Here is a 26,629-nt window from a genome sequence, read left to right on the forward strand (position 1 = left end):
ACGTATGAGAAGAAGTGCAATGGCTGTGCCTATTCTTAACTCACTGTTTTTGCAGTACTTAATTTTCTTGCAACTTGTTCGTTGTGGCCTTTGTTACAACAATTTCACAATTCAGGATGTAGGGAACGGCACCAATGTCAGTGCCTGGAGAGAGTTATATTTTGCGTACGTTGATCTTCATGGTTTGAATGCGATAAGCAATCTGGCGTGGGGTCATACCCAGCAGGCGTGCCGCCTTGGCCTGCACCCAGCCGGCCTGCTCCAGTGCCGCAATCAAACGCTCACGTTCATCCATTTCCGGATTGTTCAGGTCCACTTCAGGCACGATATTGTGGGCCGAAGGGATAATGGCACTGCCACCACCGTAGTTATCGGGTAAGGCAATGACGTCACAATCAATGGTGCCCTCTTCGCTCATCACCGACGCCCGCTCCAGACAGTTTTCCAACTGACGTACATTACCGGGCCAGTCGTAACCCATTAACATACGGATCGCGTTATCCGTCAGGCGCAGATCCCGTCCCTGCTGTTTGGCTATTTTACTGAGTAGAAACTTCGACAGCTCCGGCACATCCACAATGCGTTCCCGCAGCGCCGGTAAGCGGATGGCCATTACGTTCAAGCGGTAGTACAGATCCTCACGGAACTTGCCTTTCTCCACCTCCGCTTCCAGGTTGCGGTTGGTGGCGGCGACAATGCGCACGTCCACTTTGATGGTTTGGCCGCCCCCTACCCGCTCCAGCTCACCTTCCTGCAGGATACGCAGTAGCTTGGCCTGAAACATGGGGGAGATCTCTCCGATTTCATCCAGGAACAGGGTGCCGCCGTCGGCTTGCTCGAAGCGCCCTTTGCGCTGTTTCACCGCATTGGTGAACGCACCTTTCTCGTGGCCAAACAATTCCGATTCCAATAGGGTTTCCGGCAGGGAGGCGCAATTCAGGCGCACGAACCGGTTGTGGGCCCGTGGCGAATTATAGTGAATGGCGCTGGAGATCAACTCCTTTCCGGTGCCTGATTCACCTAATATCAGTACCGTGCTGTCCCACTTGGCCACCCGCCGCACCTGGTCAAACACCTGGCGCATGCCTTCCGAATGCCCCACCACCATGTTTTCAAAACCGTATTTGCCCCGCACTTCCCGGCGCAGCTCGTCCCGTTCACTGGCGATGGATTGGCCCTTCTCCACATTCACCAGCAAGCGCACCGTTTGTGATAACAGATCCGCTACCGCTTCCATAAAGGCGGTTCGATCCGGCAGGTAGTCGTCCGCCGGCACATCCGGCTGGGCCGCCAATACACCGATCGCAGAACCATCCGTGCCCCGAATCGGCACCCCGATAAACGGTAACTCCAGATCATAGAGAGCCAACCGATCCAGAAAGCGCGGCTCTGATGAGATGCGCCCCAGTACAATGGAGGTATTATGCTGCAGAATTCGGCCCACAATGCCCTCACCCGCCTGATAACGAACGCCGGATGAGGCCTTGCTGACGGATTCGTTTTCGCTGTACAGCGCGCCCACCTGCAGCATTGCATGCTCAGGGTCCGAGAGCGTGATCACACCATGCAACAGCCCACTCTCCTTGTGTAACACTGCCAGAATACCATCCAGGGTTTCTTCAATATTTTTGGCGCGACAAAGAGTTTGCGATACCAGGCACAGCGCTTTGAACTGACGTTCAATCAGTTCCGCACGGCTGCCCACACTTAACCCACGTTTAGTCACTATCGAAGTATTCATTACTACGCTCGCTGTCCGTTAGCCTGCCGATGTAACAGGCAATTGCACAATGACTCTGCAACCATTCCGATAATTGGGGTCGATGTAGACCGTGCCGGAGTGATCAGACACGATCTCCTGAACCATTGGTAAACCCATACCCCGACAGCCCTGGCCGCTGGCTTTGGTGCTGTAGAAAGGCTGAAATACTTTGACGTGCAGATCCGCCGGAATACCTTCACCGCTGTCACTGATCTCAATAATGACCATCTCTTTTTCTTCCCGGGTCACAATGGTCAGCTCACGGTGTTTCACCACCCGTTCACTCATGGCGTCAATGGCGTTGTCGAACAGCTGCTTGAACATGGATCGCAGGCGGCGCTCCCGGCCGATCAGCGCCGGCAGGCGCAAAGAAGGGTTCCACTCAACGGTAATACCCTGCGCCAGCAGTTTTTCTGCATCAATCGAAATAACTTCCCGGATAAGTTGATTGATATTAACCGGTTGTTTGGTTTCCTGAAGCGGTGGGGGCAGGGATTCCTGCAGATTATCCAACGCCGCCTGCCCCGCCTGCAGAGCCTCTTCCAGGGCCGACAGAACCGCGCCGTCCTGCTTATCATCAACGGCCCGACGTTGCAGGATATTCACCGCCGCGGATAGAAGATTCACCGGCCCCTGCAATTGATGAATGGCGCCGTTCACCGTTTCACGCATACCCTGCACCATGTCTTCTTCGGTCATCAGTGCTTTCAGCGAATTCAGGTGGGTTTCCTGTTGGCGCCGGCGCAATGAGCTGACATCATTGATCATCAGCAGGGAATAATGACTGATGACCTGTTCAAAGAAGCCATCGGCACTTTCATTTTTGACCTCAATACTGGTACCAAAACAAGAGAACCATTTGGGGGACCCACCCCCCAGGTCAATGCTGAGTTCGGCGCCATCAAAACACTTGCGCTGCTGCTTCAAGGCAGAGATGCACCCCTCCATATTGAGATCCAGCACCTCCAGAAACGATTCCAGCGGCTCATCCGGCGCCAGCTCCTGCGCCAACAGTTTGAAACTGGGATTGGCCAACACCACGCGGCCGGCATCATCCAGCAGCACCATGGCAGAAGGCACTGAGTTCACCACCGCCTCGATCATCAGCTTCTGGTTCAGTACTTTCTGTTCCAGCTCATGAACTTCGGTGCTGTCGCGATGCATACCCAGGTAGTGCACCGTTTTATTTTCCTGATCAATAACCGGAGCAACCGTAAGCTCCGCCAGATACAAACTTTGATCCTTACGACGATTCAACAGCATCCCGGTCCAGGGGCGCTGCTGAGCCAGGCGCCCCCACAAGGCCTGATACACCAGGCGCGGTGTGGTGTGATTGGATAAAATGGATTCGTTCTTTCCAATCACTTCGTCTTTGGCGTAACCGGTTACCTGAGTAAACGCTCGGTTGGCATAAACAATATTTGCCTTCAGATCCGTTATGGAAATGGCAACGGGGCAATGCTCTACTGCCTGAAAGAACACCTCATCCGCCAACAGTGTTTCATTTACGGTCATGCCGGCGGGTACATTGCCCTCTTCATCGTGATCATGCGGTTCTGCATACAGGTTTTTGCTCATGTTTCACCCCGAACGATGCAAGCGCACCGTAACTCAGTATCAATGCCAGGTATCAGCACTTCGGTATAGCAGGTTCAGCAAAATGCGTGCCGCCCGCTAAATGCCGTCATTGCTGGGGTTTGTCGTGTCATTTTGTTGTTTTTGTAGCATAACGAACAATCCTACTTTGACCCGGATCAATGCTTTTGTCGTAAACCCGACAAGACTGTCGCCAAGCCACCGCACTATCCCTGTGCAAGCGCACAGGAAACAACAAAAAGCGGGGCCTGGAAGCCATGATTGATTAGGTAACCGCACTGGATTTTGTCGGCTTTTTTCCATGGCATACATCATGCACCTTCACCCGAAATCAGGGGTCAGACGCGACAATCGCGACAATGCCGTAGCCATTCGGCGAACCAACCTCGTGATGTACCTTTAACGCATTAGGCACCAATCAACGGGTGACGGACTATGGATTACCTGCTGCTTTTTATCAGTACCGTACTGGTCAACAACATCGTTCTGGTTAAGTTCCTGGGGCTGTGTCCGTTGATGGGTGTATCCAATAATCTCAGTGCCGCCTTTGGTATGGGGCTCGCCACCACGTTTGTTTTAACCCTGTCTGCGCTCGCCAGCTGGATCATCGAACACCTTTTGCTGGTGCCATTGAACATCGAATTCCTGCGCATTCTTTCTTTTATTCTCATCATTGCTGCGGTGGTGCAATTCACTGAAGCGGTGGTACGCAAAACCAGCCCCCTGCTGCACAAGAATCTTGGTGTGTTCCTGCCGCTGATCACCACTAACTGCGCCGTACTGGGCGTTGCCCTGCTGAACATACGCGAACAATACAGTTTGATTCAAAGCCTGGTATTTGGCATGGGATCGGCTTTGGGCTTTTGCCTTGTGATGATTATCTTTGCCGGGTTAAGAGAACGCATTGCGCTGGCGAATGTACCCGCTACGTTTGCCGGCACACCGGTAAGCCTGGTTACGGCCGGCTTGCTGTCATTGGTGTTTATGGGTTTCAGTGGAATGATTTGAGGAGGCCACCATGTTTACCGCCACACTGGTACTGACTGCATTGGGATTATTATTGGGCTGGCTCTTGGGAGTGGCCGCCAAAGTGTTTGCCGTTGAGGAAAACCCCATTGTCAACGAAGTGGAATCCCTGCTGCCCGGCAGTCAGTGCGGACAATGCGGCTTCCCCGGTTGCAGCGCGGCGGCCGAAGCCATGGTTGAAGGCACTGCGGCTGTTAACTGTTGCCCGCCCGGTGGCCGGGCGCTCACCGAGGCCCTGGCGGAGTTGTTGAATGTGGATCTGAACAGCCTGGGGGATGCTCCGGTTCCGCAACTGGCCCGCATCGAGGCTTCACTCTGTACCGGCTGCACCAAATGTTATAAAGCCTGCCCCACCGATGCCATTGTCGGTGCCACCAAACAAATTCACGCGGTCATCAGCAAAGCTTGTACCGGCTGTTCAAAGTGCAAGGATGTCTGTCCGGAAAACTGTATAACACTCGCGCCGGAGCCGGTTACGTTGAACAACTGGCACTGGACCAAACCCGAGGCAGCCTGACATGTTTGGCCTGAAATCCATTCGCGGTGGCGTTCATCCTGAAACCAAAAAGGATCTGACATCAGAACGGTCAATCCTTACGGCACTGCCGCTGCCCAAGAAACTGTATTTACCCCTGTCGCAGCATGCCGGGGTGGAATCCCGCCCCCAGGTGCAGGTCGGCGACAAAGTATTGAAAGGACAACTGGTGGCCCGTTCCGGTGGTTCGCTGTCCGCCAATCTGCACGCACCCACCTCCGGGATCATCGCCGCCATTGAGCCCATTGTGGCGCCACATCCTTCGAGTTTACCGGCGGTGGCCATGGTCATCGAAAGCGATGGGGAAGACCGCTGGAAGGACCTGCCCACCCTGAATGATCCGTTGGCCCTAAGCCCGGATGAGCTGGCCGACCGGGTGGAAGAGGCTGGTATTGTGGGAATGGGTGGCGCCATCTTCCCCGCCGCCGTCAAGCTGCGCCAGGGGCGCCGCTTTGAGATCAAAACCCTGATCATCAACGGCAGCGAGTGCGAACCCTATCTCACCTGCGACGATCGTTTGATGCAGGAACAGGCAGCCGCCATCGTCGACGGCGCCCGCATGATTCGACACATCATAGAAGCCTATGAAGTGGTGATCGCCATCGAAGACAACAAGCCTGACGCCACCGCTGCCCTGAAACAAGCGGCAGCTCCCTACGGCATGATCAACGTCATCAACGTTCCTACCCACTATCCCATGGGTTCCGCCAAGCAATTGATTCAGGCGGTTACCGGTAAAGAAGTGCCCGCCGGCGGCCGCAGTAACGACATCGGTGTATTGGTGCATAACGTGGGCACCGTGTATGCCATTCACCAGGCACTACGTCTGGGTCGACCGTTGATTTCGCGCATCGTCACCGTCACCGGCGCCTGCGTCAAAACACCGCATAACGTGGAAGCACTGTTGGGCACACCGGTGAGGGATTTGATTCAAGCCTGTGGCGGGCTCACCGCTCATCCGGCACGTCTGCTGATGGGAGGCCCCATGATGGGTCAGATTATCCCATCCATCGACAGCCCGGTCATCAAAGGCACCACCGGTGTTCTGGCGTTGAACCAGCGTGAAGTGAACGAGCACCTGCCCGCCCCCTGCATTCGCTGCGGACGTTGTGTGGATGCCTGTCCCATGGGCTTGGTACCGCTGGAAATGGCCAAGCATTCCGGGGCCGATGATTTCGATCAGGCACAGGATTTCGGTCTGCGCGACTGCATTCTGTGCGGTTCCTGCGCCTATGTGTGCCCTTCTCACATTCCGCTGGTGCAATATTTTGAGTACGCCAAGGGCGAGCTGAGGGAACGCCGCAACAACGAGAGCAAACAGGAATACACCAAACGCCTGATGGATCAGCGCAACGAGCGCGTGGAACGGGAAAAGGCCGCCAAGGCCGCCGCCAAAAAAGCGAAGAAACGCGCCTCCCGCAAAACCAAATCCCCGGCGGAGTCTGAATCATGAATGCGAACGCTGACCTTCCTTCCCCGGCACCCGCAGGCGGTGGCCACCGCGCGGCACCCTATGCCCATGACCGCTCCAGCGTTGAACGCATCATGCTGCAGGTGTGCCTGGCGCTGACACCGGCCACCTTATATGGACTCTATTTGTTTGGCCTACCCGCCATCCTCACCTTTCTCTGTATTGTGTTGGCCGCCATCGCCACTGAAGCATTATGCCTGTGGTTACAGGGTCAATCGCTATGGCGGCTGAAAGATGCCTCCGCCCTGCTCACCGGCTGGCTGTTGGCCATGAGCATGCCGCCCTGGTGCCCTTGGTGGCTGTCCGCAGGTGGCGCATTCTTTGCCATCGCCATTGGCAAACACCTCTACGGCGGCATAGGGCAAAACGTTTTCAACCCGGCCATGCTGGCACGGGTTGCGCTGCTGATCTCCTTTCCGGTGCAGATGACCACCTGGGTTCAGGTAATGCCCCTGGGCAGCGACATTGCACCCGGGCTGTCCCAATCGCTGGCCATTTTTTTCGGTGAGCAGGGGATTCCCGATGGCTTCACCGGCGCCACACTGTTGGGGGCCAGCAAGGCGGCCGCCAACGGTGGTGCCTCCATGGCTGAACTGGCATCCCGGGATTATTCTCTGGGCCAATCCTTTGTGGGCAATACCCTGGGCAGCCTGGGAGAAACCTCGGCGCTGCTCATCCTGCTGGGTGGACTCTGGTTGCTGCGCGCCCGTGTCATCAGCTGGCATATACCGGTCTCGATGCTGCTCAGCACCCTGTTGCTGGCCGCAATCTTCCACTCAATAGATGATTCGCTTTATCTTGATCCCTGGTCACACCTAACTTCCGGCGGCATCATGTTGGGCGCGTTTTTCATTGCCACCGATTACGTCACCTCGCCGTCCACCAACACCGGCAAGCTGATTTTCGGCGCCGGTTGTGGCCTGGTGCTGTTTTTGATTCGCACCTGGGGCGGCTTCCCCGAAGCAGTGGGCTTTGCGGTTTTGTTCATGAATGCCTTAACGCCACTGATAGATCGCAGTGTCAAACCCCGCGCCTATGGCCGGGACAGACGCGGCAACGCCATCAAAAACATCAGCGCCCGTAAAGTTCAATAGGAGGGATTATGGCCACGATTCTGAACCCAACCTATCGAACCCGCCTGGGTTACCAGGCGGCATTGCTGGGTGGCATGTGCTACCTGATGAGCATGCTGCTGATCGGCGGCAACAGCGCCACCCAGGAGCAGATCGCCCAACACGAACTGATGGACAAGCTCAATTTACTGGCCCAGGTGATGCCCGCATCCCGCTATGACAACGATCCGGTGACCGACGCTGAACTCATTACCGATTCACAATGGTTCTCGGCACCAGTGGAAGTACTGCCTGCCCGGCTCGGCAATGAGTTTGCCGGTGCGGCCCTGCAGATTCAGGTTCAGGGTTGGGGTGGGCCGATCAATTTCATTATGGCCGTGGACCGTGACGGTGAAATACTGGGGGTCCGTGTGATCAATCATAAAGAAACCCCCGGATTAGCGGACAAAATCGAACTGGAAAAAGACGATTGGATCAGCGGATTCAATGGCGCCTCGCTGGCCAACACTTCCCACATTCAATGGGCGGTGAAGAAAGACAACGGCAAGTTCGACCAGTTTACCGGCGCCACCATTACCCCCCGGGCCATGGTGAAGGGAGTCTATTCCGGTTTGCAGCTCTATGAACAATGGCAACAGCAACACAAGGAGCCCGCGTCATGACCACATCCTACTCACAGATTTTTCGCGATGGATTATGGGACAACAACGTTGCCATGGGACAGATGCTGGGCCTGTGCCCGCTGCTGGCCGTTACCACCAGCGCCACCAACGGACTGGGCATGGGTATCGCGTCACTGGCCGTGCTGCTGCTCACCAACACGCTTATCTCTTTGATTCGCGGCATCGTTACCCCACAGGTTCGTATCCCGGTCTTCATCGTACTGATCGCCTCTGCGGTGACCCTGGTGGACATGGCCATCAACGCCTGGCTGCACGAGCTGTATAAAGTACTGGGCTTATTCATCGCATTGATCGTCACCAACTGTGCCATCTTCGGCCGCGCGGAAAGCTTTGCCTCCAAAAACGCAGTGCTGCCCGCCATGGCCGACGCGCTGGCCATGGGTATCGGCTTTACCTGGGTACTGGTTGCCATCGGCGGTATGCGTGAGATTCTTGGCAGCGGTACGCTGTTTGCCCATGCTTCCTTGCTGCTGGGGGAGAGCTTTACCTGGCTGGAGATGACCATCATTCCCGATTTTTCCGGCATCCTGCTTTCTATTCTGCCGCCGGGTGCCTTTATGGCGCTGGGCTTTCTGATCGCCATCAAACGGCTTATCGATCGCTGGGCCAAAGTGCGGCAGGAACGCAGCGCCGCCCGCGACCTGATCGCCATTGAGCCTTAGTCTGCAGGAGGACGCTGACATGCAGGTAAGTGTTGCATACGTGGGTGACCTGGCCCAATCCTGGTTGGAACTGCAGGTGGATGACAGCAGCACCGTAGCCGATGCCATTGAACAATCCGGCTTGCTGACGCAGTTTCCCGAAATCAATCTGGGCACCATGAAAGTAGGTATTTACGGGAAGTTCACCAAACTGGACAAGCCGCTGCAGGACGGTGACCGCATCGAGATCTACCGCCCCATTACACGGGTTCTGGACGAGGATGACGACGACGATGACGACTAGACGTTGCCGTATATCCTGGCATGCAGTTGCGTCAGTTTTTCCCGTGCGCCTTGCGCCGTCGCATCGCGCAATACCATATGGCCCACTTTGCGTCCCGGCCGTACTGCCTTGTTGTACCAGCTGAGAGACGCCGCTTCCGTCAGCAGCACATCATGATTCAACGGCACTCCCAGCAGATTCAGCATTCCCACCGCCCCCATCATGTCGGGTTTGCCTAATGGCCAGCCCACCACCGCACGCATGTGATTCTCAAACTGGGAGGTGGTCACACCCTCTGTGGTCCAGTGACCGCTGTTGTGCACTCTTGGCGCCAATTCGTTAACCCACCACTGGTTACCCGTCACAAAACATTCCATTGCCATCACACCAACGTAGTTCAGATGGCCCAGCAACCGCTCTATTGCCGCAGCCGCTTCGTCAACCACAACCGGTTGTACAGCCAACGCCGGCGCCAGGGATTGCACCAACACACCATTGGTATGCTCGTTTTCCGTGGCCGGGTACACCAGCAGGTCACCCTGTTGGTTGCGGGCGGCGATAAATGAAATCTCGGCATCAAATGCCATCATGGGTTCCGCTATCCAGCGATCATCCGCGCCGGCGAAGGGATTCACATCCTGCTGCCAACGCTCGCCATCGGTTTCATTATGCAAACGCCACTGGGCCTTTCCATCGTAACCATCCTCGGTGTTCTTGATCACCAGGGGCCATCCAAAATCCTCCGCTGCCTGGGTCAAAGCCGCAGGCGATGCAATGACCCGATAAGGGGTATGCGGTACCTTCACTTCCTGCAGCAACCGTTTCTGTCTCAGACGGTGCTGACAGCGGTAGATGGCATCCGGGTTGGGGTGCACCGCACAATATTCCGCAAGCCCCCTCAATACGGCAATGGGGAACTGTTCTCGTTCAACCGTCACCACCTGAGGCCGGTTCAAGCCCTCATGAATCTGCTCAAAGCTTTCGTTACCCGTCAGCCTGTACACCGTACCCAGGCCTTCCACAGGCGCTGTGTCTTCTTCGGCCTGGGCCAGAAAACTGAAGCGCAACCCCAATGGGATTCCAGCCAGGGCCATCATCCGCGCCAACTGGCCACAGCCCAGAATGGCAACCTGCATCACTCCACCTCCTCCGGTACCGATTGGGTCTGCTCAGCACGCCACGCCTGCAACCGGCTGCGCAGCTCGGCATCCTGCAACGCCAATATCTGGCCTGCCATCAAACCGGCATTAAACGCGCCCGCCGCACCGATGGCCTGCGTGGCCACCGCCACCCCTCTGGGCATCTGCACAATCGACAGCAAACTGTCCAGGCCGTTAAGTTGGCGGCTGGAAACCGGCACGGCAATCACCGGCAGGCAGGTCATGGCCGCCGTCATACCCGGTAAGTGCGCCGCACCACCGGCACCGGCAATGATCACCTTAATGCCACGCCCGTCAGCCTGTTCGGCAAACTCATACAAGCGCTGCGGGGTCCGATGCGCAGAAACCACTTTGGTTTCGTAGGGCACACCCAACTGATCCAGCACCTGAGCGGCTTCCGTCAGGGTTGGCCAGTCCGAACGGGACCCCATGATGATACTGACGATTGGTAATGACATACTGACTCCTGTTAATTCATAAACCACGTGACGAACGCGCAAGCAACGGCACCCACACCACAACATTAGACGCTATAGCATCTGGGCAGGCCTATAGCAACGCCAAACGCCGCGGGCGGCTATCTTGCCAAATTATTTAAATAGACAAAAATAGATATTATGTATTAAATACATAGACAATCATCTATGTATTATCAGCCTCATGCACAGCCGCCTGCACGCCCACATCGGTACTTTACGCCAGTTGGAGATACTACTGGCGGTTTACGAACACGATGGCATCACTGCCGCATCAGAAGCCCTGCACCTGACCCAACCCACGGTCTCAGCCCAGGTAAAAAAGCTCACCAATGCCATTGGCACCCCCCTGTACAACCAGGTCGGCAGAAAACTGATCTTCACCGATGCCGGGCTGGCCACGGTGGCTACCGCCCGCAAGGTGCTGGATCAATTCGCCCAACTGGACATGCAACTGGCAGACCTGAGAGGGCTGAAATCCGGCACCCTGAAACTGGCGGTGGTCACCACCTCAAAGTACTTCATACCCCATCTGCTGGGGCCGTTCTGCAAGCGCTACCCCGACGTCGATATTCAACTGAAAGTCGGCAATCGTCGGCAGATCCTGGAAAGGCTCCTGGAAGGCAGCGATGACTTCTATGTCATCAGCCATCCGCCGGAAGACACAAAGCTGGAGAAAATTGAGCTGTTGCCTAATCCGCTGGTGGCCATCAGCGCCAGTAAACACAACCTCAGCCAGCGCAAACACATCTCCATCACCGACCTCTGCAATGAGCGTTTTCTGATGCGGGAAGCAGGCTCAGGTACACGCTATGCCATTGAGGAATTTTTGCGGAAAAAGCAGATCGAGTTGCACTCCAACATGACCATTGAAAGCAACGAAGCCATCAAGCATGCGGTCATGTCCGGGCTGGGCGTCTCCATACTCTCGGCTCACACACTTGTGTTCGGTGGCAAGGCGGGGTTATCGGTACTCAATGTTGAGAGCCTGCCCATTGCAACCCACTGGTATTTTGTCTGGCAGCGGGAAAAACCACTGTCGCTGATTACCGAGGCCTTTCTCAACCATGTGAAGGACGAAGGCAAAAGCAAGCTGTTACGGGAACTGCAACGGATGGGCGTGGCGTGGCAATAGCCATGCAATCAAACCATTTCAGCGCGGGAGCGGGTCCGCATCCGCATTCAACCTAGGTGACCGGTTTTCACCAGCACCAACAACAGCACCAGATAAGACAGAATAATCCACAGCGGTGCCCCGTAAGCCAACCCTTTCACCCAACGGCCGGATGCCGGGGGCGGCTCACCCCAGCGGTTAGCAGTGACCTGCCCCGGCCAGAACCAAAGCACGAAATTCACGATGGGAAGCCAGAGCACGGCGGCGGCCCAGCGGGGCCAGCCCACATCCTGTACCCGCCGGAGGGTGGCCCAGGCGAATAAAGGTATCTGCAGATACCAGAACGCCATCAGGCTCACCGGCCCACTGCTGAGTGCCGCCAGCGAAAAAAGGGGAATTCCCAGCGCCCGGAACAGGGCACTCAACAGCAACGGCAGCAGATACAACGCCACCACCACCACCGCAACATAGTGGGTTCGATTCATGCGGCCATCGATCAGGGCCAGTAAAAATGACGGCATAGGATACAACTACCTGTAACACTCAGACTGTAATACTCAGAGTTCGAAACGCTAAAGCTTTTACCTGTGTCAATCAATGGGCCAATAGCGCTTTTTCCCCCGCCCTAAACTCCCTATACTTTTGGCCTGACCCATCTTCACGCGCGAACCCAGTTTCGGATCAAAATATGACCAACATCCTTAATCTTGACGCCCTGCAGCATGCCAACCTCAATACCGAGCCCTACCCATACTTCACAGTGGATAAATCCATTGCCGACGACGCTGTGCAGGCGGTCATTGCCGACTTCCCCTCCATTCAGGATGGCGGCAGCTACAACCTGGAAGACGTGAAAGTCGGCCCGGAATTCGATAAGTTCTTGAAATCCCTGGATACCCCCGAGTTCCGCCGCATCCTGTGCGACAAGTTCGACGTGGATGTGATGGACCTGCCCATGATGATCACCCTGCGTGGCTACTCCCGCAAGAAAGACGGCCGTATCCATACCGATTCCAAAACCAAGGTACTGACCATCCTCATCTACCTGAACGAAGACTGGACCGCCGAAACCGGCCGCCTGCGGGTGTTGCGCAGCGGCGATGACATGGAAGACTACGCCGACGAGATCATACCCGGGCCCGGCACCCTGATGGCCTTCAAGGTCACCGACCACGGCTGGCACGGCTACCCGTCATTCGAGGGCAAGCGCCAATCCATCCAGATCAACTTCCTCACCAACGCAGCCGCCAACAGCAAGCACCGCTTTTTTCATGGTTTGAGTGCCAAGTTGAAGAAATGGCGCCGGGGAGCCCAGGACGACTATTGAACGGAAGGATTACCGATTCGTAATTGGTCAGTCTGATCTCGCGCAAAAAACCTATATCAAAAAACTTTGATATAGGTTTCGATCGCTGCTAGTATTCCTTTCCATGAACGCTGGCCTCCCCCCCATCACCGCCGATCAACTAACTTCCTTAGCCCAGTTGTGCAAAGGAACCGGCGATCCGTTGCGCCTGGAAATACTGCGCAGCCTGCGCACCGATTCATTCGGGGTGATGGAGCTGTGTGAGATCTTCGATACCAAACAACCCGCCATGAGCCACCACCTGAAAGTCCTGGCCAAGGCGGGCGCCGTTACCACCCGGCGCGAGGGCAACTCCATTTTCTACCGGCGCATGCTGGCGGATATCAGTATCCCTCAGGGGCAATTACTGGCAGCCCTCTACAGCGCCATTGACCAGGTGGCGCTGAGTGATGGCACCGCCACCCGTATCGATGCCATCAAACAGGAACGGGAAGAGGTGGCCCGCGAGTTTTTTGACCGTCACGCGGAGCAGTTTCGTGAGCAGCAGGAGCTGATTGCCCTGTTCGATCAGTACGCAGAAAGCGTAAGAGACCTGCTGCTGCAAACCAATCCACATAAGGGCCACACGGCGCTGGAAATCGGCCCCGGAGAAGGGGCATTCTTATCCACCCTGGCGGATCTGTTTCAACAGGTCACCGCCATCGACATTTCCCGCGAAATGCTCGACAAAGCAGAAACCGTGCGCCAGCAGCAAGCGCTGGACAACGTTCAACTGCTGCAGGCGGATACGGAAGATGCCGTGCAACAGGGGATTCATGTGGATCGCATCGTCTGCAATATGGTGCTGCATCACGTGCCCTCCCCCGCTGACGTATTTGAAGATTGCGCCCAATTGCTGAATGCAGACGGCGCCTTGATCGTGGCAGACCTGTGTCGCCACGATCAGGACTGGGCCAAACAAAGCTGCGGTGATCTGTGGCTTGGATTTGATCCGGAAGAATTGACCGATTGGGCGAACGATGCCGGATTGGTGAGTACAGACAGCCTGTATGTGGGATTGCGTAATGGCTTTCAGATACAGGTACGACGTTTTGATAAACCCAACTCCTGATTATTGTGACCGATTGAAAAGGAACCGAGTGCAATGAGCGAATATTCCATCTTCACCTCCGAGTCTGTTTCCGAGGGCCATCCCGACAAAATGGCCGACCAGATTTCCGATGCCATTCTGGATGCCATCATCAAAGATGATCCCCATTCCCGTGTTGCCGTGGAAACCATGGTGAAAACCGGTATGGCCATCATTGCCGGCGAAGTGCGTACCAACACGTATGTGGATCTGGAAGACATCGTGCGCCAGGTGATTCTGGACATCGGCTACAACAGTTCTGACGTGGGCTTCGATGGCGCCTCCTGTGCGGTGCTGAACGCCATCGGCAAACAGTCCTCCGACATCGCCATGGGTGTGGATGAAGGCGAACAAAAAGATCTGGGCGCCGGTGACCAGGGCCTGATGTTCGGTTACGCCACCAACGAAACCGACGTGCTGATGCCCGCCGCCATTCACTATTCCCACCGACTGGTACAACGTCAGGCTTACCTGCGTAAAAACAGCATCCTGCCCTGGTTGCGCCCCGATGCCAAAAGCCAGGTGACCCTGCGTTATGAAAACGGTAAACCGGTCGCGGTTGACGCCGTCGTGCTGTCCACCCAGCACGATGAAGACATCAAACTGGCCGACCTGCAGGAAGCCATCATGGAAGAGGTGGTCAAACACGTTCTGCCTGCTGAGTGGCTGCACAAGGATACCAAATATCATATCAACCCCACCGGCCAGTTTATCATTGGTGGACCGGTAGGCGACTGCGGCCTCACCGGCCGTAAAATCATCGTTGACACTTACGGTGGTGCCGCCCGTCACGGTGGTGGAGCCTTCTCCGGCAAGGATCCTTCCAAAGTGGACCGCTCCGCTGCTTATGCGGGCCGCTATGTTGCCAAAAACATCGTTGCCGCCGGCCTGGCCGACAAGTGCGAAATCCAGGTTTCCTACGCCATCGGTGTAGCCGAACCCACTTCCATTTCCATCAACACCTTCGGCACCAACAAGGTGAGCGAAGAACAGATCGCCGCACTGGTACGGGAACACTTTGATCTGCGCCCCCGCGGTGTGATCGAGATGCTGGACCTGCGTCGCCCCATCTATCGCCCCACGGCTGCCTACGGCCACTTTGGCCGTGAAGATCAGGGCTTCACCTGGGAAAACACCGACAAAGCCGACGCCCTGCGCGCTGCTGCCAACCTGTAATTTACTTGAAGAAACGAGGCAAATACTATGAATGCCGTATTGGAAAACAATTTCTCAGACTACAAAGTTGCTGACATTTCTCTGGCCGAATGGGGCCGCCGTGAAATCGAAATCGCCGAAGGTGAGATGCCTGCCCTGATGGCACTGCGCAGCAAATACAAAGCGGATCAGCCCTTAAAAGGCGCCAAGATCATGGGCTGCATTCACATGACCATTCAAACCGCGGTGCTGATCGAAACCCTGATCGAGCTGGGTGCGGACGTGCGCTGGTCTTCCTGTAACATCTTTTCCACTCAGGATCACGCCGCCGCTGCCATCGCCGCCGCCGGTATTCCTGTGTTCGCCTGGAAAGGGGAGACCGAGGAAGAGTTCTGGTGGTGCATCGAGCAAACCATTCTGAAAGACGGCAAAGAGTGGGATGCCAATATGATTCTGGACGACGGCGGTGACCTGACTCTGGTTTTGCACGACAAATACCCGCACATGCTGGACAGCATTCACGGTATCTCTGAAGAAACCACCACCGGTGTGCACCGTCTGCTGGAAATGCTGGAAGCGGGCACGCTGAAAGTTCCCGCCATCAACGTTAACGACGCGGTGACCAAATCCAAAAACGACAACAAGTACGGCTGTCGTCACAGCCTGAACGATGCCATCAAGCGTGGCACCGATCACCTGCTGTCCGGCAAAAAAGCCCTGGTCATCGGTTACGGTGATGTGGGCAAGGGCTCTGCCGCCTCCCTGCGTCAGGAAGGCATGATCGTAAAGATTACCGAAATCGATCCTATCTGTGCCATGCAGGCCTGCATGGATGGTTTCGAAGTGGTGTCACCCTACAAAAACGGGATTAACGACGGCACCGAAGCCAGCATCGACACAGCCTTGTTGCAGAACACCGATCTGGTGGTCACCACCACCGGTAACGTTAACGTGTGCGACGCCAACATGCTGAAGAATCTGAAAAACGGCGCCGTGGTGTGTAACATCGGTCACTTCGACAGCGAGATCGACACCGCATTCATGCGCAAGAACTGGGAATGGCAGGAAGTAAAACCCCAGGTGCACAAGATCGTGCGCAACGCGGACACCAATGATCACCTGATTCTGTTGTCCGAAGGCCGCCTGGTGAATCTGGGTAACGCCACTGGCCACCCTTCCCGCATCATGGATGGCTCGTTCGCCAACCAGGTGTTGGCGCAGATGTATTTGTGGGAACGCAAATTCGCTGACCTGCCGGAGGCCGACAAGCAAGCCGCACTGTACGTAAAAGTGCTGCCCAAAAAGCTGGACGAAGAAGTGGCGGCGGAAATGGTGCGTGGTTTTGGCGGCGTGATTACCCGCATGACCGACGACCAGGCCAAGTACATTAATGTACCGGTGGATGGGCCTTACAAGCCGGATAGCTATAAGTATTAATTTATAGCCGTAGCGTTCCCGTGCTTCAGTCTGAACAGGTGAATTGGGAACGCTACCAGCCTATCCATGGCCGCTGATGCCCCAATCACCTGTTCAGACCAACGCACTCGCATCGGGCGATGACTCCACTTAAATGCGAGGATAAGTGAGCAGAACATGAACTCTCAACAACAACACGAAAAGCGTTTCAGCTTTGAGTTTTTCCCGCCCAAGACCGACGTAGGCGTAGAAAAACTCAATCTGGTACAACAAACACTGGCCGAAAAAAAGCCCCGCTTTTTCTCGGTGACCTACGGTGCCGGCGGTTCCACCCGCGACCGCACCTTTGAGACCGTGAACAACGTCAAGAATAGAACCGGTATCGATGCCGCACCGCATCTGTCCTGCGTCGGTGATACCAAAGCGCAACTGGCCCAGTTACTGAATCAATACCAGGATGCCGGCATCAATCGCATTGTCACCCTGCGCGGCGATCTGCCTTCCGGCATGGGTGCCTCTCTGGGGGAACTCAAGTACGCCAGCGACCTGGTGGCTTTCATCCGTGAGCAAAGCGGTGATCACTTTCATTTGGAAGTGGCGGCCTATCCGGAAATGCACCCGCAAGCCAAATCCATGGACGCCGATCTGCAGGCGTTTAAAACCAAAGTGCGGGCCGGTGCCAACAGTGCCATCACCCAGTACTTTTTTAATGTGGATGCCTACAAGTTCTTTGTGGACAGCTGCGAAAAAATGGGCCTGGATCTGCCCATCTACCCCGGCATCATGCCCATCATCAATTTTGACAATCTGATCCGCTTCTCCAGCATGTGCGGTGCCGAAATTCCTCGCTGGATCCGTATGCGCATGGAGTGTTTCCGCGGTGATGAGCAGTCCATCAAACAACTGGGTGAAGAGATCGTCACCAGCCTGTGTGAAGAGCTGTTGGCCATGGGCGCTCCCGGCTTGCATTTCTACACCATGAACCAGGCGGAGCCCACCATCGCCATCTGGGATAATCTCAACTTGTGATCTGATAATGCTCGTTATACCCTTCGGTCATCGAATCTTTTCCAGACCGAAGGGGTAGCAGTATGGATCTTAGTGCCTTTAAAGCCTATGACATTCGGGGGCGGGTCCCTGATCAGCTCAACGAGGATATGATTGAGCGCATCGGCCGCGCCTATGTGGCAGTCACCGGCGCCAAAAAAATCGCAGTGGGTTATGACATACGCCTGTCCAGCCCGGCTCTGGCCGCGGCCCTGCGCAAAGGGCTCACCGCCGCCGGTGCCGATGTGTACGACATCGGCCTGAGCGGCACCGAACAGATCTACTTCGCCACCTTTCATTACAGCCTGGATGGCGGCATTGCGGTCACCGCCAGCCACAATCCCAAGGATTACAACGGCATGAAACTGGTGGGCAAGGGTTCCCGCCCCATCAGCTCCGATAACGGTTTGTTGGAAATCAAAGCACAAGTAGCCGGTGACTTTACCGATGCCGAACAACCCGGTACCGTACAACCGCTGGCGATCATGGACGATTACATCCAACATCTGCTGGGCTATATCAACGTGGCCGAGTTAAAACCCTACACCGTGGCCATCAACGCCGGCAACGGTGGCGCCGGTATCGTCATCGATGCATTGCAACCGCATCTGCCCTTCCAGTTCATCAAACTGTTGCACGAACCCGACGGCCATTTTCCCCACGGTGTACCCAATCCACTGCTGCCAGAAAACCGGGAACTGACCGCCAAGGCTCTGCTGGATAACAAAGCCGATTTCGGCATCGCCTGGGATGGCGATTTTGATCGCTGTTTTCTGTTTGATGAAAAAGGCCGCTTCATCGAGGGCTATTACATCGTCGGCATGCTGGCAGAACTGTTTCTGCAAAAAGAACCCGGCGCCAGCATCATCCACGATCCCCGTTTGACCTGGAACACCATGGAGCTGGTGCAGCAAGCCGGCGGCGTTGCCATTGAAAGCAAAACCGGTCACGCCTTTATCAAAGCCCGCATGCGTGAAGAAGACGCCATCTACGGGGGTGAAATGAGTGCCCACCATTACTTCCGCGATTTCGCCTATTGTGATTCCGGCATGATCCCCTGGTTGATGGTGGCGGCCCTGCTATCGCAGACCGGAAAAACCCTGTCCCAATTGGTGGACGAACGCATTGCCGCCTTCCCCGCCAGCGGCGAAATCAATCGCACCATCGCCGATGCCCCGGCCGCCATCGCGGCCGTTGAGAACGCATACCAGAGCCAGGCCAAGGCGGTCAGTAAAGTGGACGGACTCAGTATGGACATGGGCAATTGGCGCTTCAACCTGCGCTGCTCCAACACCGAACCACTGGTGCGACTCAACGTGGAGTCCAGGGGCGACATCCCCCTGATGGAAGCCAAAACCCGGGAATTACTGGCCCAACTGGATCAATTTTCCGCGTGACCAATGCCCATGACCCATGACCATGACCCGTGCCCATAACCAATGCGAGGTAACCTTGATTTAGGCACCAATGTGGGCCATGTTTAGGGTTGGTTCTGAAGGATACCCCGGTTATGGACGACGTATTGGCGACGCACCGCCCTATCAGCACGGTTTATCTGCTTTGCGGGCTGCTCATGTGGCTGCCCGCCCCGTCAATCGCATCGCCGGAACTAGGGCGCCTGCTGGAACTGGACCTGGAGCAACTGCTGACCATTAAGGTGGTCTCCAAGCGCGATGAGAACATCAGCCAGGCCCCGGGCATCGTCTCGGTAATCACAGAGTCCGATATCAAGCGGTTTGGCTACCGCAACCTGCGTGACATCCTCAACCGCCAGACCAGCCTCCAAATCGTGGGCTCCAACCTGTTTCCCCACAATAAAGCCACCATCCGCGGTGTCACCACATCACACGTCGACAACAACGTATTAATTCAGCTTAACGGCCGCCCCATCCGCGAGCCGGTGGTCTCCAGTATGAACCATGATCTCTATGATTTTTTCCCCGTGGCGCTGATTAAAAAGATCGAAATCATCCGCGGCCCCGGCTCTGTGCTGTATGGCACCAACGCGTTCAGCGGTGTGATCAACATCATTACCCGCGAAGCGATTTCCGAGACGGAGTTACAGCTGGCAGTGACCGGGGGCAGCTTCGATACCCAAAAACTGGATGTCAGCGGCGGTGTCAATCAAGGCGGGTTCAATGTGTATGGCGGCATCAGAAGCAGCCGCACCAAAGGTGGGGATTTCGACCCGGTGACCGATGAGCTGGGCACACAGGGCCGCTTCGAGGCTGGGCACGAAGGTGAGCAGGCCTTGGTGCGAATGAGCCATAACAACCTGACACTGACCGCACTGTATTCCGATACCGAAACCGACAATGCCCGATCGGTGTTTGCCTTGCCCTCCACCACCCACCAATACCGGCGCAGCTACCTGGATCTGGGTTACCAAACGGATATCACCACCCACTGGTATGCCAACTTCAACCTATCCTATCAGGACTACAAGTCTGACTTGATCATCTTACCGCCGCCTTTGAATACCCGCGCCCTCAACCGGGCTCAACACTGGTTAGGGGAATTCACGCTCCAGGGTACGCTGTCCCATTGGATCAACGTTCTGTTGGGTGGTAATCATCAGCAAACCGAGGCCGATGCCAGCACGCCGTTCAGTGCCGAGAACAGCAGCCTCTATACCCAGTGGCAGTTCAAGCTCTCATCGCACAACCAGATCATTGCCGGATTGCAATACAATGCTCCGGATTCCGGCGGCAGCCATACCTCCCCACGCCTTGGCTTTATTCATCAGTTCAACGCCAACTGGGGCAGCAAACTGTTGTTCAGTTCCGCGTTTCGTGAACCTTCCGGGTTGGATCGTTTCTTTGAATCCCCTGTGGTCGTGGGTGACAAGAACCTGAAACCGGAAACCATTGATACCTGGGACGCGCAACTGTTTTATTTCTCCGGAGCCGACTCCTTCGCCGTCACGGTGTTTCGCAGCAAACAGAAAGACATTATTACCCGCCAGCCTGGCACCCCGGTTCAGATTATCAATGGCGGTGAGCTACGCTACCGCGGTATTGAAGTGGAAGGCCGCTATGCGCCCGCAGCCGATTGGCTGTTCACTGCCAACACCAGTTATCAAACCAATGCGGATGCAGACAACAACAACGACGTTACCTACAGCCCGGACTGGATGTTGAAAGCGGGCATCGCCCATGATTTCACCGCCGGGGCGAGCGCCGGATTGTTTTATCACTACTTCGCCGCCGCCACCCTGCAAAATGAAGAGGCGCTGTTTTACAACGAAAACCCTTCCGGCTATCACCTGCTGACCTTGAATTTCAACGCCAATGTGGGCCGGTGGCTGCTTAAACCCGGGCTGGAGCATCTGAGTCTGTCCCTGTATCTGGACAACCTGCTGGACCAGGAAATTTATTTCCCGAGTATGAACCGCCCTGCGGTTAACTCCATTCCCCATCATGCCGGGCGTGGCGCCTACCTGAGCCTGCACATCGAACTCCCTTAGTCTGTGCAGGGTTGAACCGGCGCCCCCATGTGCTTACCCTAGTGGCTCCAATCCATCACCCAAAACGGTTATACCATGTCTTTAAACCAGCAACTGATGCAGCGGGATCTGAAGGTACTGTGGCATCCGTGCACCCAGATGAAAGATCACGAAACCCTGCCGCTGATTCCCATCAAAAAGGGGAAAGGCATCTGGCTGGAGGATTTCGATGGCAACCGTTACATGGACGTGGTGAGTTCCTGGTGGGTAAACCTGTTTGGCCATGCCAATCCCCGCATCAACAACCGCGTCAAGGAACAGCTGGACAATCTGGAACATGTCATCCTGGCCGGCTTCAGCCATGAACCGGTGATCCAGCTATCAGAACGCCTGGTGAATATCACCCCCAAGGGATTAAGCCGCTGCTTTTACGCCGATAACGGTTCCTCCGGCATCGAAGTGGCCTTAAAGATGAGCTTCCACTACTGGCTTAACATGGGCAATACCAGGAAGACCAAATTCGTCACCCTCAGCAATTCCTATCATGGCGAAACCCTGGCCGCGCTGGCGGTGGGCAGCGTTGAGCTGTACAAGAAAACCTATGAACCCCTGCTGATGACCACGTTCACTGCCCCCAGCCCGGATTGCTACAACCGGGAAGCGGGCGAAAGCTGGGAAGACTACAGCCTGCGTAAATTTGCCGAAATGGACGCGCTGCTGGCAGAAAACCACGAGGAAATCTGCGCGGTCATCGTTGAGCCACTGATTCAGTGTGCCGGCACCATGCGCATGTATCACCCCATCTACCTGAAAAAGTTAAGGGAAGCCTGTGATCGCTACAATGTGCACCTGATTGCCGATGAAATCGCCGTGGGTTTTGGCCGCACCGGCACTCTGTTCGCCTGTGAGCAGGCGGATATCGTGCCTGATTTCATGTGCCTGTCCAAAGGATTGACCGCCGGCTATCTGCCATTGTGCGCCGTACTCACCCACAACCGGATCTACGACGCCTTCTACGACGATTACGACACCCTGCGCGGTTTTCTGCATTCCCACAGTTATACCGGGAACCCCCTTGCCTGCGCCGCCGCATTGGCAACACTGGATATCTTCGAGCAGGACAATGTCATCGCCAACAATCAGAAATTGATTCAGAAGATGGCCGATGCAACAGCACATTTCTCCGATCACCCCCATGTGGCCGAGGTGCGCCAGACCGGCATGGTGCTGGCCATCGAAATGGTCAAGAACAAAGCCGACAAGACGCCCTATCCCTGGCAGGAACGGCGCGGCCTGAAAGTCTACGAGCACGGGCTGAAAAACCAGGCCTTGTTAAGGCCGTTGGGCAGCGTGGTGTATTTTATGCCACCGTATATTATTACGGAGGAACAGATTGATCACCTGGCGAAAGTCGCATGGGAAGGCATCGAAATCGCCACCAAAGATTAAAGGCACCTAGCCCAGATCCATTAACAACAGGTCCGTTGTCCCCACCTCAACCCCCATTTGTGTGAGCAGGGTGGTGACCTGACCACGGTGATGGGTCTGGTGATTAAACCAGTGGCATAAGGCTTTTTGCCGGGTAAATTCAGTGTGGCTGCCATCCGCCAGCCGATGGGTCATACTCTGGGACAGGTCCGCCTGCTCGCGCTGCAGGCGCGCCATACACGCCACAATCCGGTCATCCAGCTCTGCCCGCCACCGCTTCAGTGTGGGCAGATCCTCATAGATCAGCTGATCCAGAGCCCGGATCTTCACCGCTTCACCCTGCTCATCCAGCAGCACCGGTGCCGCATCATGGGGTGAAAAACGGCACAGCCAGTAATGATCCGCGATCAGTATATGATTAAGGGTGCGGCACACCGACCCGAAAAAAGCACCGCGATCTTCCCTGAACTGCTCTGCCGATAACCGGCCACAGGCAGAGAACAAGCGCTCGTTCATGGACTGGTTGTAACGTGACCAAATCAGAAAACTGTTCATCCGTTAGCACCCCGGTTCTCCAGCCTGCGCACTTCGGCCACCAGATCCCGCGCCAGATCCCGGGTATTGGGCTTGATCATGCCCACCCCGGTGCTGATCATCAATTTCACCACCGACACAAACAGAAACCCGGCCAGAATAATGGACAGCAGGCCGCTGACTTTGAAAAAACCCACCGGCAGCACCATGCTACCCTGCTGCAGGCTGATGGTGCGATCCGCTTCCGGCAGGTTGATCAGCATGTGATAGATGGGAAACGTATCCGGGTTTTTAATGTAGATCCCCAGCTGATTAACGCCCAATACCAGCAACCCCACACCCAAAATCAGAAAACCATAGCCCAGTAATTTGCTCATACCTACCTCGTGATGGCGGTTTTATTGTCTCAGCAACCGCCTGGTTGTCCGCCGTGGGGACACAATCAGGACAGTCGCTGCCATTCTGTTCTAAAATGATGGTTACACCCATTGCAGATAACGTTGTAACCTGCCTTTATGCGTACGCCTCGAATTTTTCAAAACCAGCCATTGCTGGAAGGAAACACCATTCAGCTGGATGAAAACGGTAGCCGCCACCTTAGCAAAGTGCTGCGGTTGGGGGAAGGAGACCCGGTCATCCTGTTCAACGGTACCGGCGGCGAATACCATGGCCAGATCAGTGCCGTGGATAAAAAAGCGGTATCCGTATCATTGGATTTCTTCAATGAGGTGGATCGCACCTCACCGGTGAGGATTCACCTGGGGCAGGTACTGGGCAAAGGCGACCATATGGATTACGCCCTACAGAAAGCGGTGGAGCTTGGTGTCAGCGAGATCACCCCCCTGTTGAGCCAACGCTGTGAGGTAAAACTGTCCTCCCAGCGGATGCACAAGAAACTGGAACAATGGCGGAATCTGCTGATCAGTGCCTGTGAGCAATGCGGCATGAACATCGTACCCACCATCCACCCCCCCATGACCTTGCTGCGCTGGGCTGAATCCGCGGAAGCCGAGCGGAAATGGATCCTGCACACCGAAGACCTGCCCAGCAACCCTTTCAGCGCTGACGCTCCGGAAAGCCTGTGCTTTGCGGTGGGGCCGGAAGGCGGATTCAGTGAGGAAGAGGTGGAGCAAGCGAAGGATTACGGCTTCGATTGTATTACCCTGGGCCCCCGGGTATGGCGTACCGAAACCGCCCCAATAGTGCTGCTGAGCCTGGTGCAACTGTCGTGGGGGGATTTCCTCCTGTAATCCCGGCTCGGCCCTCACTTCCCTTCCCACCTTTGGTAATTTTCACGCTGGGTGCAACTTTCTGACTCATCACCGCGTATTGGGTTATGAACACTCACCTAAAACAACCAAAGGAATTCAATCATGAAAAAGACCAATCTCGTCATCTGTACCCTGCTGGTGTCCACCTTGTCAGTGCCGGCATTGGCCGCAAACACCTCATCTTCATGGAACAAAGGCAAATCCGATGCCATGACCGAGGTGGAGCAACGCATCAACAACCAGCAGTACGAGGCCGCCATCCATGATCTGAAAGGCATTGTGGCCAAAGACACAGACAACGCCGACGCCTACAACCTGCTGGGCTACACCCACCGCAAACTGAAACGCTATGAGGTGGCTGAAGACTATTATCAGCGTGCCTTGGCGTTGGACCCCGATCACCGCGGTGCAATGGAGTATCTGGGTGAACTTTACGTGGAAACCCAGCGCCTGGACGAGGCCAACGCCATGCTCAGCCGACTGGATAAAGCCTGTTTCTTCGGTTGTGAGGAATACCGAAAACTAAAGTCCATGATCGACAATCGGGAGCAGAGGCCGGAAACCGTTTCCAAGTGGTAATCAGCCGGTTTCGGTTTTCCAGCCTTCCACTTTGACACACAATCCCTTGGAGACGATGCGGTTGCTGGGCATGCTGGCACCGCCTGCCGCTTCCACTGACACCATCAGATACTCCGCATCCTTTATCAGACCCCACTGGGGTTTGGTAAGGGATTTCTCGATGCGTTTCTCCACATCAATGACCCCCAGGCTGGTAATGCTGCCATCCACTTTCGAGATTGCCCAAAGTTGTAGATTCTGATCGTTCTGCAACTTGGGCTTTGCCAGCATATCCAGCGCCAGCACGCGGCCGGTTTGGGTAAGGGTCACCACCATAGTGGGCTGGGCATTGCTGTCTTTCATGACCGCCACATAATTAATGGCGGCTGACGGCGGTTGACCCACCGGCGCCCACACCAGCACGGCCAGCACCAACGCACAGGTCAATGCCAATCCGGAAAACCATCGATAAAAGCCGAGTTTCTTCTTGAGGTTTTCCAACATGGGATCGGCCGCGCCGTTGATGGCACTGAGGATATTGTTCAGGGTAGATTTTTTCGGGCTAAGCTCCGGCGTGTAATGGTGCAGCGACTGCAGTTTATGCTCCCACTGCCTGACCCGATTTCGCAAACCGCTGTCATCGAGCATCAGGGTTTCCATACGCCTGCGAGCCGGGCCACGCAGAGTACCGGCAACGTAATTGGATGCCAACCGATCCTGCAGTTCGGGATTTTGATATCTTAGTGACCCAGACATTGTGCCAACCTCGTTAAGCCCCGCTTGAGCCAGGATTTGACCGTGTTGATGGGTTGCTCCACATGGATTGCAATGTCCTCCCGGCTATAACCGTAGTAGTACGCCATCAGAATCGCGTTACGGTTCAACGTATCCAGGGTTTGCAGACATTGATTGAGTTTGATGTCGGTGTCTTTCTGCAGCATGCCGGCGATGGGCGATTCGGCGCTGGTTTCACCAAACAGTTCCTGTACTTCCCCGTATTGGTCCCGGCGCTTCTGTTCACGCTTATCCGATCTCAGCTTATCCAGGGCTCGATAACGCAACAGTGAGGTCATCCAGGTCATGGGCTCGCCCTGGTGGCGTCGGTATTCACCGGCCTTGTGCCAGATCTGTAGAAACGTCTCCTGCAGGACATCATTGCTTTGGTCGGCATCGTTCAGCAGTTTCATGGCGATGCCGTTGAGCTTGGCGGCGACCAGTCCATAGAGCTGCTGCAATGCCGCTTGATCCCGCAATGCAATACGGGCCAGCAATTGCTCCAAGCGGTCGGCTTCTTCCGCACTCTGCTCAGCTGGCGGGTTATCTGCTGGATCGCCGTTGGTCATGGTTGACTCCATTCTCCCCTCAAAACGCCCGTGACTGACCACTGCTCAGCGCAAAAGCCAACCAACCTCAATTCGATACATTATTCAGACTAACACTACGGGAATGCTTACCGTGCTCATTAGAGCAGGGAATAATAACAAAGTTCAACCGGTGGATGGGGCGGAAGACGAGAAGGA

The 26,629-nt window shown here is 55.6% G+C and carries 27 protein-coding genes; 18 read left to right on the forward strand and 9 right to left on the reverse strand.

Translation table 11 applies throughout. The features are described from left to right. Positions 1 to 154: 154 nt before the first annotated feature. Together nifA and nifL are read right to left on the reverse strand one after the other, a co-directional pair. The gene (gene nifA, locus D9N13_RS05150) at positions 155 to 1,741 is read right to left on the reverse strand and encodes a nif-specific transcriptional activator NifA (protein ID WP_290586838.1); all 1,587 of its coding nucleotides are present in this window, start codon (positions 1,739 to 1,741) and stop codon (positions 155 to 157) included. Positions 1,742 to 1,759: 18 nt separating this feature from the next. Next, on the reverse strand, positions 1,760 to 3,340 hold the full coding sequence (gene nifL / locus D9N13_RS05155; RefSeq protein WP_290586840.1) for a nitrogen fixation negative regulator NifL: 1,581 nt from the start codon (positions 3,338 to 3,340) through the stop codon (positions 1,760 to 1,762). Positions 3,341 to 3,793: 453 nt separating this feature from the next. On the opposite strand from nifL, the gene rsxA reads away from it, so the two are divergent. Genes rsxA through D9N13_RS05190 form a run of 7 tightly spaced genes read left to right on the forward strand, consistent with a single transcriptional unit; the run spans position 3,794 to position 9,091 of the window. After that, positions 3,794 to 4,366 carry an electron transport complex subunit RsxA gene (rsxA, locus tag D9N13_RS05160; protein ID WP_290586843.1) on the forward strand — a complete coding sequence of 191 codons (573 nt, stop codon included), beginning with the start codon at positions 3,794 to 3,796 and terminating at the stop codon, positions 4,364 to 4,366. 10 nt (positions 4,367 to 4,376) lie between these two features. Next, the gene (locus D9N13_RS05165) at positions 4,377 to 4,901 is read left to right on the forward strand and encodes an RnfABCDGE type electron transport complex subunit B (protein ID WP_290586846.1); all 525 of its coding nucleotides are present in this window, start codon (positions 4,377 to 4,379) and stop codon (positions 4,899 to 4,901) included. A gap of 1 nt (position 4,902) precedes the next feature. After that, positions 4,903 to 6,372 carry an electron transport complex subunit RsxC gene (rsxC, locus tag D9N13_RS05170; RefSeq protein WP_290586849.1) on the forward strand — a complete coding sequence of 490 codons (1,470 nt, stop codon included), beginning with the start codon at positions 4,903 to 4,905 and terminating at the stop codon, positions 6,370 to 6,372. Then, positions 6,369 to 7,484: an RnfABCDGE type electron transport complex subunit D gene (locus tag D9N13_RS05175; protein ID WP_290586852.1), complete on the forward strand. Its 1,116-nt coding sequence runs from the start codon at positions 6,369 to 6,371 to the stop codon at positions 7,482 to 7,484. Before rsxC ends, D9N13_RS05175 begins: the two co-directional genes overlap by 4 nt. 8 nt (positions 7,485 to 7,492) lie before the next feature. Beyond that, positions 7,493 to 8,125: an RnfABCDGE type electron transport complex subunit G gene (locus tag D9N13_RS05180; RefSeq protein ID WP_290586855.1), complete on the forward strand. Its 633-nt coding sequence runs from the start codon at positions 7,493 to 7,495 to the stop codon at positions 8,123 to 8,125. After that, positions 8,122 to 8,808: an electron transport complex subunit E gene (locus D9N13_RS05185; RefSeq protein WP_290586858.1), complete on the forward strand. Its 687-nt coding sequence runs from the start codon at positions 8,122 to 8,124 to the stop codon at positions 8,806 to 8,808. Before D9N13_RS05180 ends, D9N13_RS05185 begins: the two co-directional genes overlap by 4 nt. 19 nt (positions 8,809 to 8,827) lie before the next feature. After that, entirely contained in the window at positions 8,828 to 9,091 is a 264-nt protein-coding gene (locus D9N13_RS05190) for an RnfH family protein (protein ID WP_290586861.1), read from the forward strand. Here the strand turns inward: D9N13_RS05190 and D9N13_RS05195 are convergent. Both D9N13_RS05195 and purE read right to left on the reverse strand, forming a co-directional pair. Beyond that, positions 9,088 to 10,206 carry a 5-(carboxyamino)imidazole ribonucleotide synthase gene (locus D9N13_RS05195; protein WP_290586865.1) on the reverse strand — a complete coding sequence of 373 codons (1,119 nt, stop codon included), beginning with the start codon at positions 10,204 to 10,206 and terminating at the stop codon, positions 9,088 to 9,090. The two genes, D9N13_RS05190 and D9N13_RS05195, sit on opposite strands and share 4 nt — an antisense overlap. Beyond that, positions 10,206 to 10,688, reverse strand: a complete 483-nt coding sequence (gene purE, locus D9N13_RS05200) for a 5-(carboxyamino)imidazole ribonucleotide mutase (protein WP_290586868.1) — start codon at positions 10,686 to 10,688, stop codon at positions 10,206 to 10,208. Before purE ends, D9N13_RS05195 begins: the two co-directional genes overlap by 1 nt. Positions 10,689 to 10,890: 202 nt before the next feature. On the opposite strand from purE, the gene D9N13_RS05205 reads away from it, so the two are divergent. Next, positions 10,891 to 11,841: a LysR family transcriptional regulator gene (locus tag D9N13_RS05205; protein ID WP_290586869.1), complete on the forward strand. Its 951-nt coding sequence runs from the start codon at positions 10,891 to 10,893 to the stop codon at positions 11,839 to 11,841. A 47-nt stretch (positions 11,842 to 11,888) separates the two neighbouring features. Here D9N13_RS05205 and D9N13_RS05210 read toward each other — a convergent pair whose 3' ends face one another. Next, a complete protein-coding gene (locus tag D9N13_RS05210) occupies positions 11,889 to 12,341 on the reverse strand; it encodes a DUF805 domain-containing protein (RefSeq protein ID WP_290586872.1) in 453 nt (150 codons plus the stop codon). Positions 12,342 to 12,508: 167 nt separating this feature from the next. On the opposite strand from D9N13_RS05210, the gene D9N13_RS05215 reads away from it, so the two are divergent. From D9N13_RS05215 to D9N13_RS05250, 8 genes are all read left to right on the forward strand, one after another. Beyond that, positions 12,509 to 13,147, forward strand: coding sequence for a 2OG-Fe(II) oxygenase (locus D9N13_RS05215; RefSeq protein ID WP_290586875.1), 639 nt, complete (start codon positions 12,509 to 12,511; stop codon positions 13,145 to 13,147). A 103-nt stretch (positions 13,148 to 13,250) separates the two neighbouring features. Further along, on the forward strand, positions 13,251 to 14,237 hold the full coding sequence (locus tag D9N13_RS05220) for a metalloregulator ArsR/SmtB family transcription factor (RefSeq protein WP_290586878.1): 987 nt from the start codon (positions 13,251 to 13,253) through the stop codon (positions 14,235 to 14,237). A gap of 33 nt (positions 14,238 to 14,270) precedes the next feature. Next, positions 14,271 to 15,431: a methionine adenosyltransferase gene (gene metK / locus D9N13_RS05225; RefSeq protein ID WP_290586880.1), complete on the forward strand. Its 1,161-nt coding sequence runs from the start codon at positions 14,271 to 14,273 to the stop codon at positions 15,429 to 15,431. A 27-nt stretch (positions 15,432 to 15,458) separates the two neighbouring features. Next, positions 15,459 to 16,847, forward strand: coding sequence for an adenosylhomocysteinase (gene ahcY, locus D9N13_RS05230; protein ID WP_290586883.1), 1,389 nt, complete (start codon positions 15,459 to 15,461; stop codon positions 16,845 to 16,847). Positions 16,848 to 17,003: 156 nt separating this feature from the next. Next, positions 17,004 to 17,855: a methylenetetrahydrofolate reductase [NAD(P)H] gene (gene metF, locus D9N13_RS05235; protein ID WP_290586885.1), complete on the forward strand. Its 852-nt coding sequence runs from the start codon at positions 17,004 to 17,006 to the stop codon at positions 17,853 to 17,855. 62 nt (positions 17,856 to 17,917) lie between these two features. Beyond that, entirely contained in the window at positions 17,918 to 19,270 is a 1,353-nt protein-coding gene (locus D9N13_RS05240; RefSeq protein WP_290586887.1) for a phosphomannomutase, read from the forward strand. 113 nt (positions 19,271 to 19,383) lie between these two features. Then, a complete protein-coding gene (locus tag D9N13_RS05245) occupies positions 19,384 to 21,339 on the forward strand; it encodes a TonB-dependent receptor plug domain-containing protein (RefSeq protein ID WP_290586889.1) in 1,956 nt (651 codons plus the stop codon). A 75-nt stretch (positions 21,340 to 21,414) separates the two neighbouring features. Further along, positions 21,415 to 22,767, forward strand: a complete 1,353-nt coding sequence (locus D9N13_RS05250) for an adenosylmethionine--8-amino-7-oxononanoate transaminase (RefSeq protein WP_290586891.1) — start codon at positions 21,415 to 21,417, stop codon at positions 22,765 to 22,767. Positions 22,768 to 22,773: 6 nt separating this feature from the next. On the opposite strand, the gene D9N13_RS05255 is transcribed toward D9N13_RS05250, so the two are convergent. Together D9N13_RS05255 and D9N13_RS05260 are read right to left on the reverse strand one after the other, a co-directional pair. Beyond that, positions 22,774 to 23,301, reverse strand: a complete 528-nt coding sequence (locus D9N13_RS05255; RefSeq protein ID WP_290586894.1) for a DinB family protein — start codon at positions 23,299 to 23,301, stop codon at positions 22,774 to 22,776. Next, positions 23,298 to 23,657, reverse strand: a complete 360-nt coding sequence (locus tag D9N13_RS05260; RefSeq protein WP_290586896.1) for a hypothetical protein — start codon at positions 23,655 to 23,657, stop codon at positions 23,298 to 23,300. Before D9N13_RS05260 ends, D9N13_RS05255 begins: the two co-directional genes overlap by 4 nt. 138 nt (positions 23,658 to 23,795) lie before the next feature. Here D9N13_RS05260 and D9N13_RS05265 point away from each other — a divergent pair, with 138 nt between their 5' ends. Together D9N13_RS05265 and D9N13_RS05270 are read left to right on the forward strand one after the other, a co-directional pair. Continuing rightward, complete coding sequence (locus D9N13_RS05265; RefSeq protein ID WP_290586898.1) at positions 23,796 to 24,530, forward strand: 16S rRNA (uracil(1498)-N(3))-methyltransferase; 735 nt, start codon at positions 23,796 to 23,798, stop codon at positions 24,528 to 24,530. Positions 24,531 to 24,653: 123 nt separating this feature from the next. Continuing rightward, complete coding sequence (locus tag D9N13_RS05270) at positions 24,654 to 25,130, forward strand: tetratricopeptide repeat protein (RefSeq protein ID WP_290586900.1); 477 nt, start codon at positions 24,654 to 24,656, stop codon at positions 25,128 to 25,130. Here D9N13_RS05270 and D9N13_RS05275 read toward each other — a convergent pair whose 3' ends face one another. Together D9N13_RS05275 and D9N13_RS05280 are read right to left on the reverse strand one after the other, a co-directional pair. Then, on the reverse strand, positions 25,131 to 25,865 hold the full coding sequence (locus D9N13_RS05275; RefSeq protein WP_290586902.1) for an anti-sigma factor domain-containing protein: 735 nt from the start codon (positions 25,863 to 25,865) through the stop codon (positions 25,131 to 25,133). Then, positions 25,850 to 26,452, reverse strand: a complete 603-nt coding sequence (locus tag D9N13_RS05280; RefSeq protein ID WP_290586905.1) for an RNA polymerase sigma factor — start codon at positions 26,450 to 26,452, stop codon at positions 25,850 to 25,852. Before D9N13_RS05280 ends, D9N13_RS05275 begins: the two co-directional genes overlap by 16 nt. Between the last annotated feature and the right edge of the window lie 177 nt (positions 26,453 to 26,629).

Origin of the sequence: Ketobacter sp. GenoA1 (assembly GCF_003671475.1) — a bacterium.
GTDB lineage: Bacteria > Pseudomonadota > Gammaproteobacteria > Pseudomonadales > Ketobacteraceae > Ketobacter.

Excerpts from the sequence above, each read along its gene's own strand:
- D9N13_RS05255 (WP_290586894.1), bottom strand. The coding sequence starts at position 23,301 with ATGAACAGTTTTCTGATTTGGTCACGTTACAACCAGTCCATGAACGAG.
- D9N13_RS05275 (WP_290586902.1), bottom strand. The coding sequence starts at position 25,865 with ATGTCTGGGTCACTAAGATATCAAAATCCCGAACTGCAGGATCGGTTG.
- D9N13_RS05270 (WP_290586900.1), top strand. The coding sequence starts at position 24,654 with ATGAAAAAGACCAATCTCGTCATCTGTACCCTGCTGGTGTCCACCTTG.
- D9N13_RS05210 (WP_290586872.1), bottom strand. The coding sequence starts at position 12,341 with ATGCCGTCATTTTTACTGGCCCTGATCGATGGCCGCATGAATCGAACC.
- nifL (WP_290586840.1), bottom strand. The coding sequence starts at position 3,340 with ATGAGCAAAAACCTGTATGCAGAACCGCATGATCACGATGAAGAGGGC.
- D9N13_RS05205 (WP_290586869.1), top strand. The coding sequence starts at position 10,891 with ATGCACAGCCGCCTGCACGCCCACATCGGTACTTTACGCCAGTTGGAG.
- D9N13_RS05245 (WP_290586889.1), top strand. The coding sequence starts at position 19,384 with ATGGACGACGTATTGGCGACGCACCGCCCTATCAGCACGGTTTATCTG.
- D9N13_RS05260 (WP_290586896.1), bottom strand. The coding sequence starts at position 23,657 with ATGAGCAAATTACTGGGCTATGGTTTTCTGATTTTGGGTGTGGGGTTG.
- metK (WP_290586880.1), top strand. The coding sequence starts at position 14,271 with ATGAGCGAATATTCCATCTTCACCTCCGAGTCTGTTTCCGAGGGCCAT.
- D9N13_RS05265 (WP_290586898.1), top strand. The coding sequence starts at position 23,796 with ATGCGTACGCCTCGAATTTTTCAAAACCAGCCATTGCTGGAAGGAAAC.
- D9N13_RS05250 (WP_290586891.1), top strand. The coding sequence starts at position 21,415 with ATGTCTTTAAACCAGCAACTGATGCAGCGGGATCTGAAGGTACTGTGG.
- rsxC (WP_290586849.1), top strand. The coding sequence starts at position 4,903 with ATGTTTGGCCTGAAATCCATTCGCGGTGGCGTTCATCCTGAAACCAAA.
- D9N13_RS05165 (WP_290586846.1), top strand. The coding sequence starts at position 4,377 with ATGTTTACCGCCACACTGGTACTGACTGCATTGGGATTATTATTGGGC.
- D9N13_RS05190 (WP_290586861.1), top strand. The coding sequence starts at position 8,828 with ATGCAGGTAAGTGTTGCATACGTGGGTGACCTGGCCCAATCCTGGTTG.
- D9N13_RS05185 (WP_290586858.1), top strand. The coding sequence starts at position 8,122 with ATGACCACATCCTACTCACAGATTTTTCGCGATGGATTATGGGACAAC.
- D9N13_RS05195 (WP_290586865.1), bottom strand. The coding sequence starts at position 10,206 with ATGCAGGTTGCCATTCTGGGCTGTGGCCAGTTGGCGCGGATGATGGCC.
- D9N13_RS05215 (WP_290586875.1), top strand. The coding sequence starts at position 12,509 with ATGACCAACATCCTTAATCTTGACGCCCTGCAGCATGCCAACCTCAAT.
- metF (WP_290586885.1), top strand. The coding sequence starts at position 17,004 with ATGAACTCTCAACAACAACACGAAAAGCGTTTCAGCTTTGAGTTTTTC.
- ahcY (WP_290586883.1), top strand. The coding sequence starts at position 15,459 with ATGAATGCCGTATTGGAAAACAATTTCTCAGACTACAAAGTTGCTGAC.
- D9N13_RS05280 (WP_290586905.1), bottom strand. The coding sequence starts at position 26,452 with ATGACCAACGGCGATCCAGCAGATAACCCGCCAGCTGAGCAGAGTGCG.
- D9N13_RS05240 (WP_290586887.1), top strand. The coding sequence starts at position 17,918 with ATGGATCTTAGTGCCTTTAAAGCCTATGACATTCGGGGGCGGGTCCCT.
- D9N13_RS05180 (WP_290586855.1), top strand. The coding sequence starts at position 7,493 with ATGGCCACGATTCTGAACCCAACCTATCGAACCCGCCTGGGTTACCAG.
- purE (WP_290586868.1), bottom strand. The coding sequence starts at position 10,688 with ATGTCATTACCAATCGTCAGTATCATCATGGGGTCCCGTTCGGACTGG.
- rsxA (WP_290586843.1), top strand. The coding sequence starts at position 3,794 with ATGGATTACCTGCTGCTTTTTATCAGTACCGTACTGGTCAACAACATC.
- nifA (WP_290586838.1), bottom strand. The coding sequence starts at position 1,741 with ATGAATACTTCGATAGTGACTAAACGTGGGTTAAGTGTGGGCAGCCGT.
- D9N13_RS05220 (WP_290586878.1), top strand. The coding sequence starts at position 13,251 with ATGAACGCTGGCCTCCCCCCCATCACCGCCGATCAACTAACTTCCTTA.
- D9N13_RS05175 (WP_290586852.1), top strand. The coding sequence starts at position 6,369 with ATGAATGCGAACGCTGACCTTCCTTCCCCGGCACCCGCAGGCGGTGGC.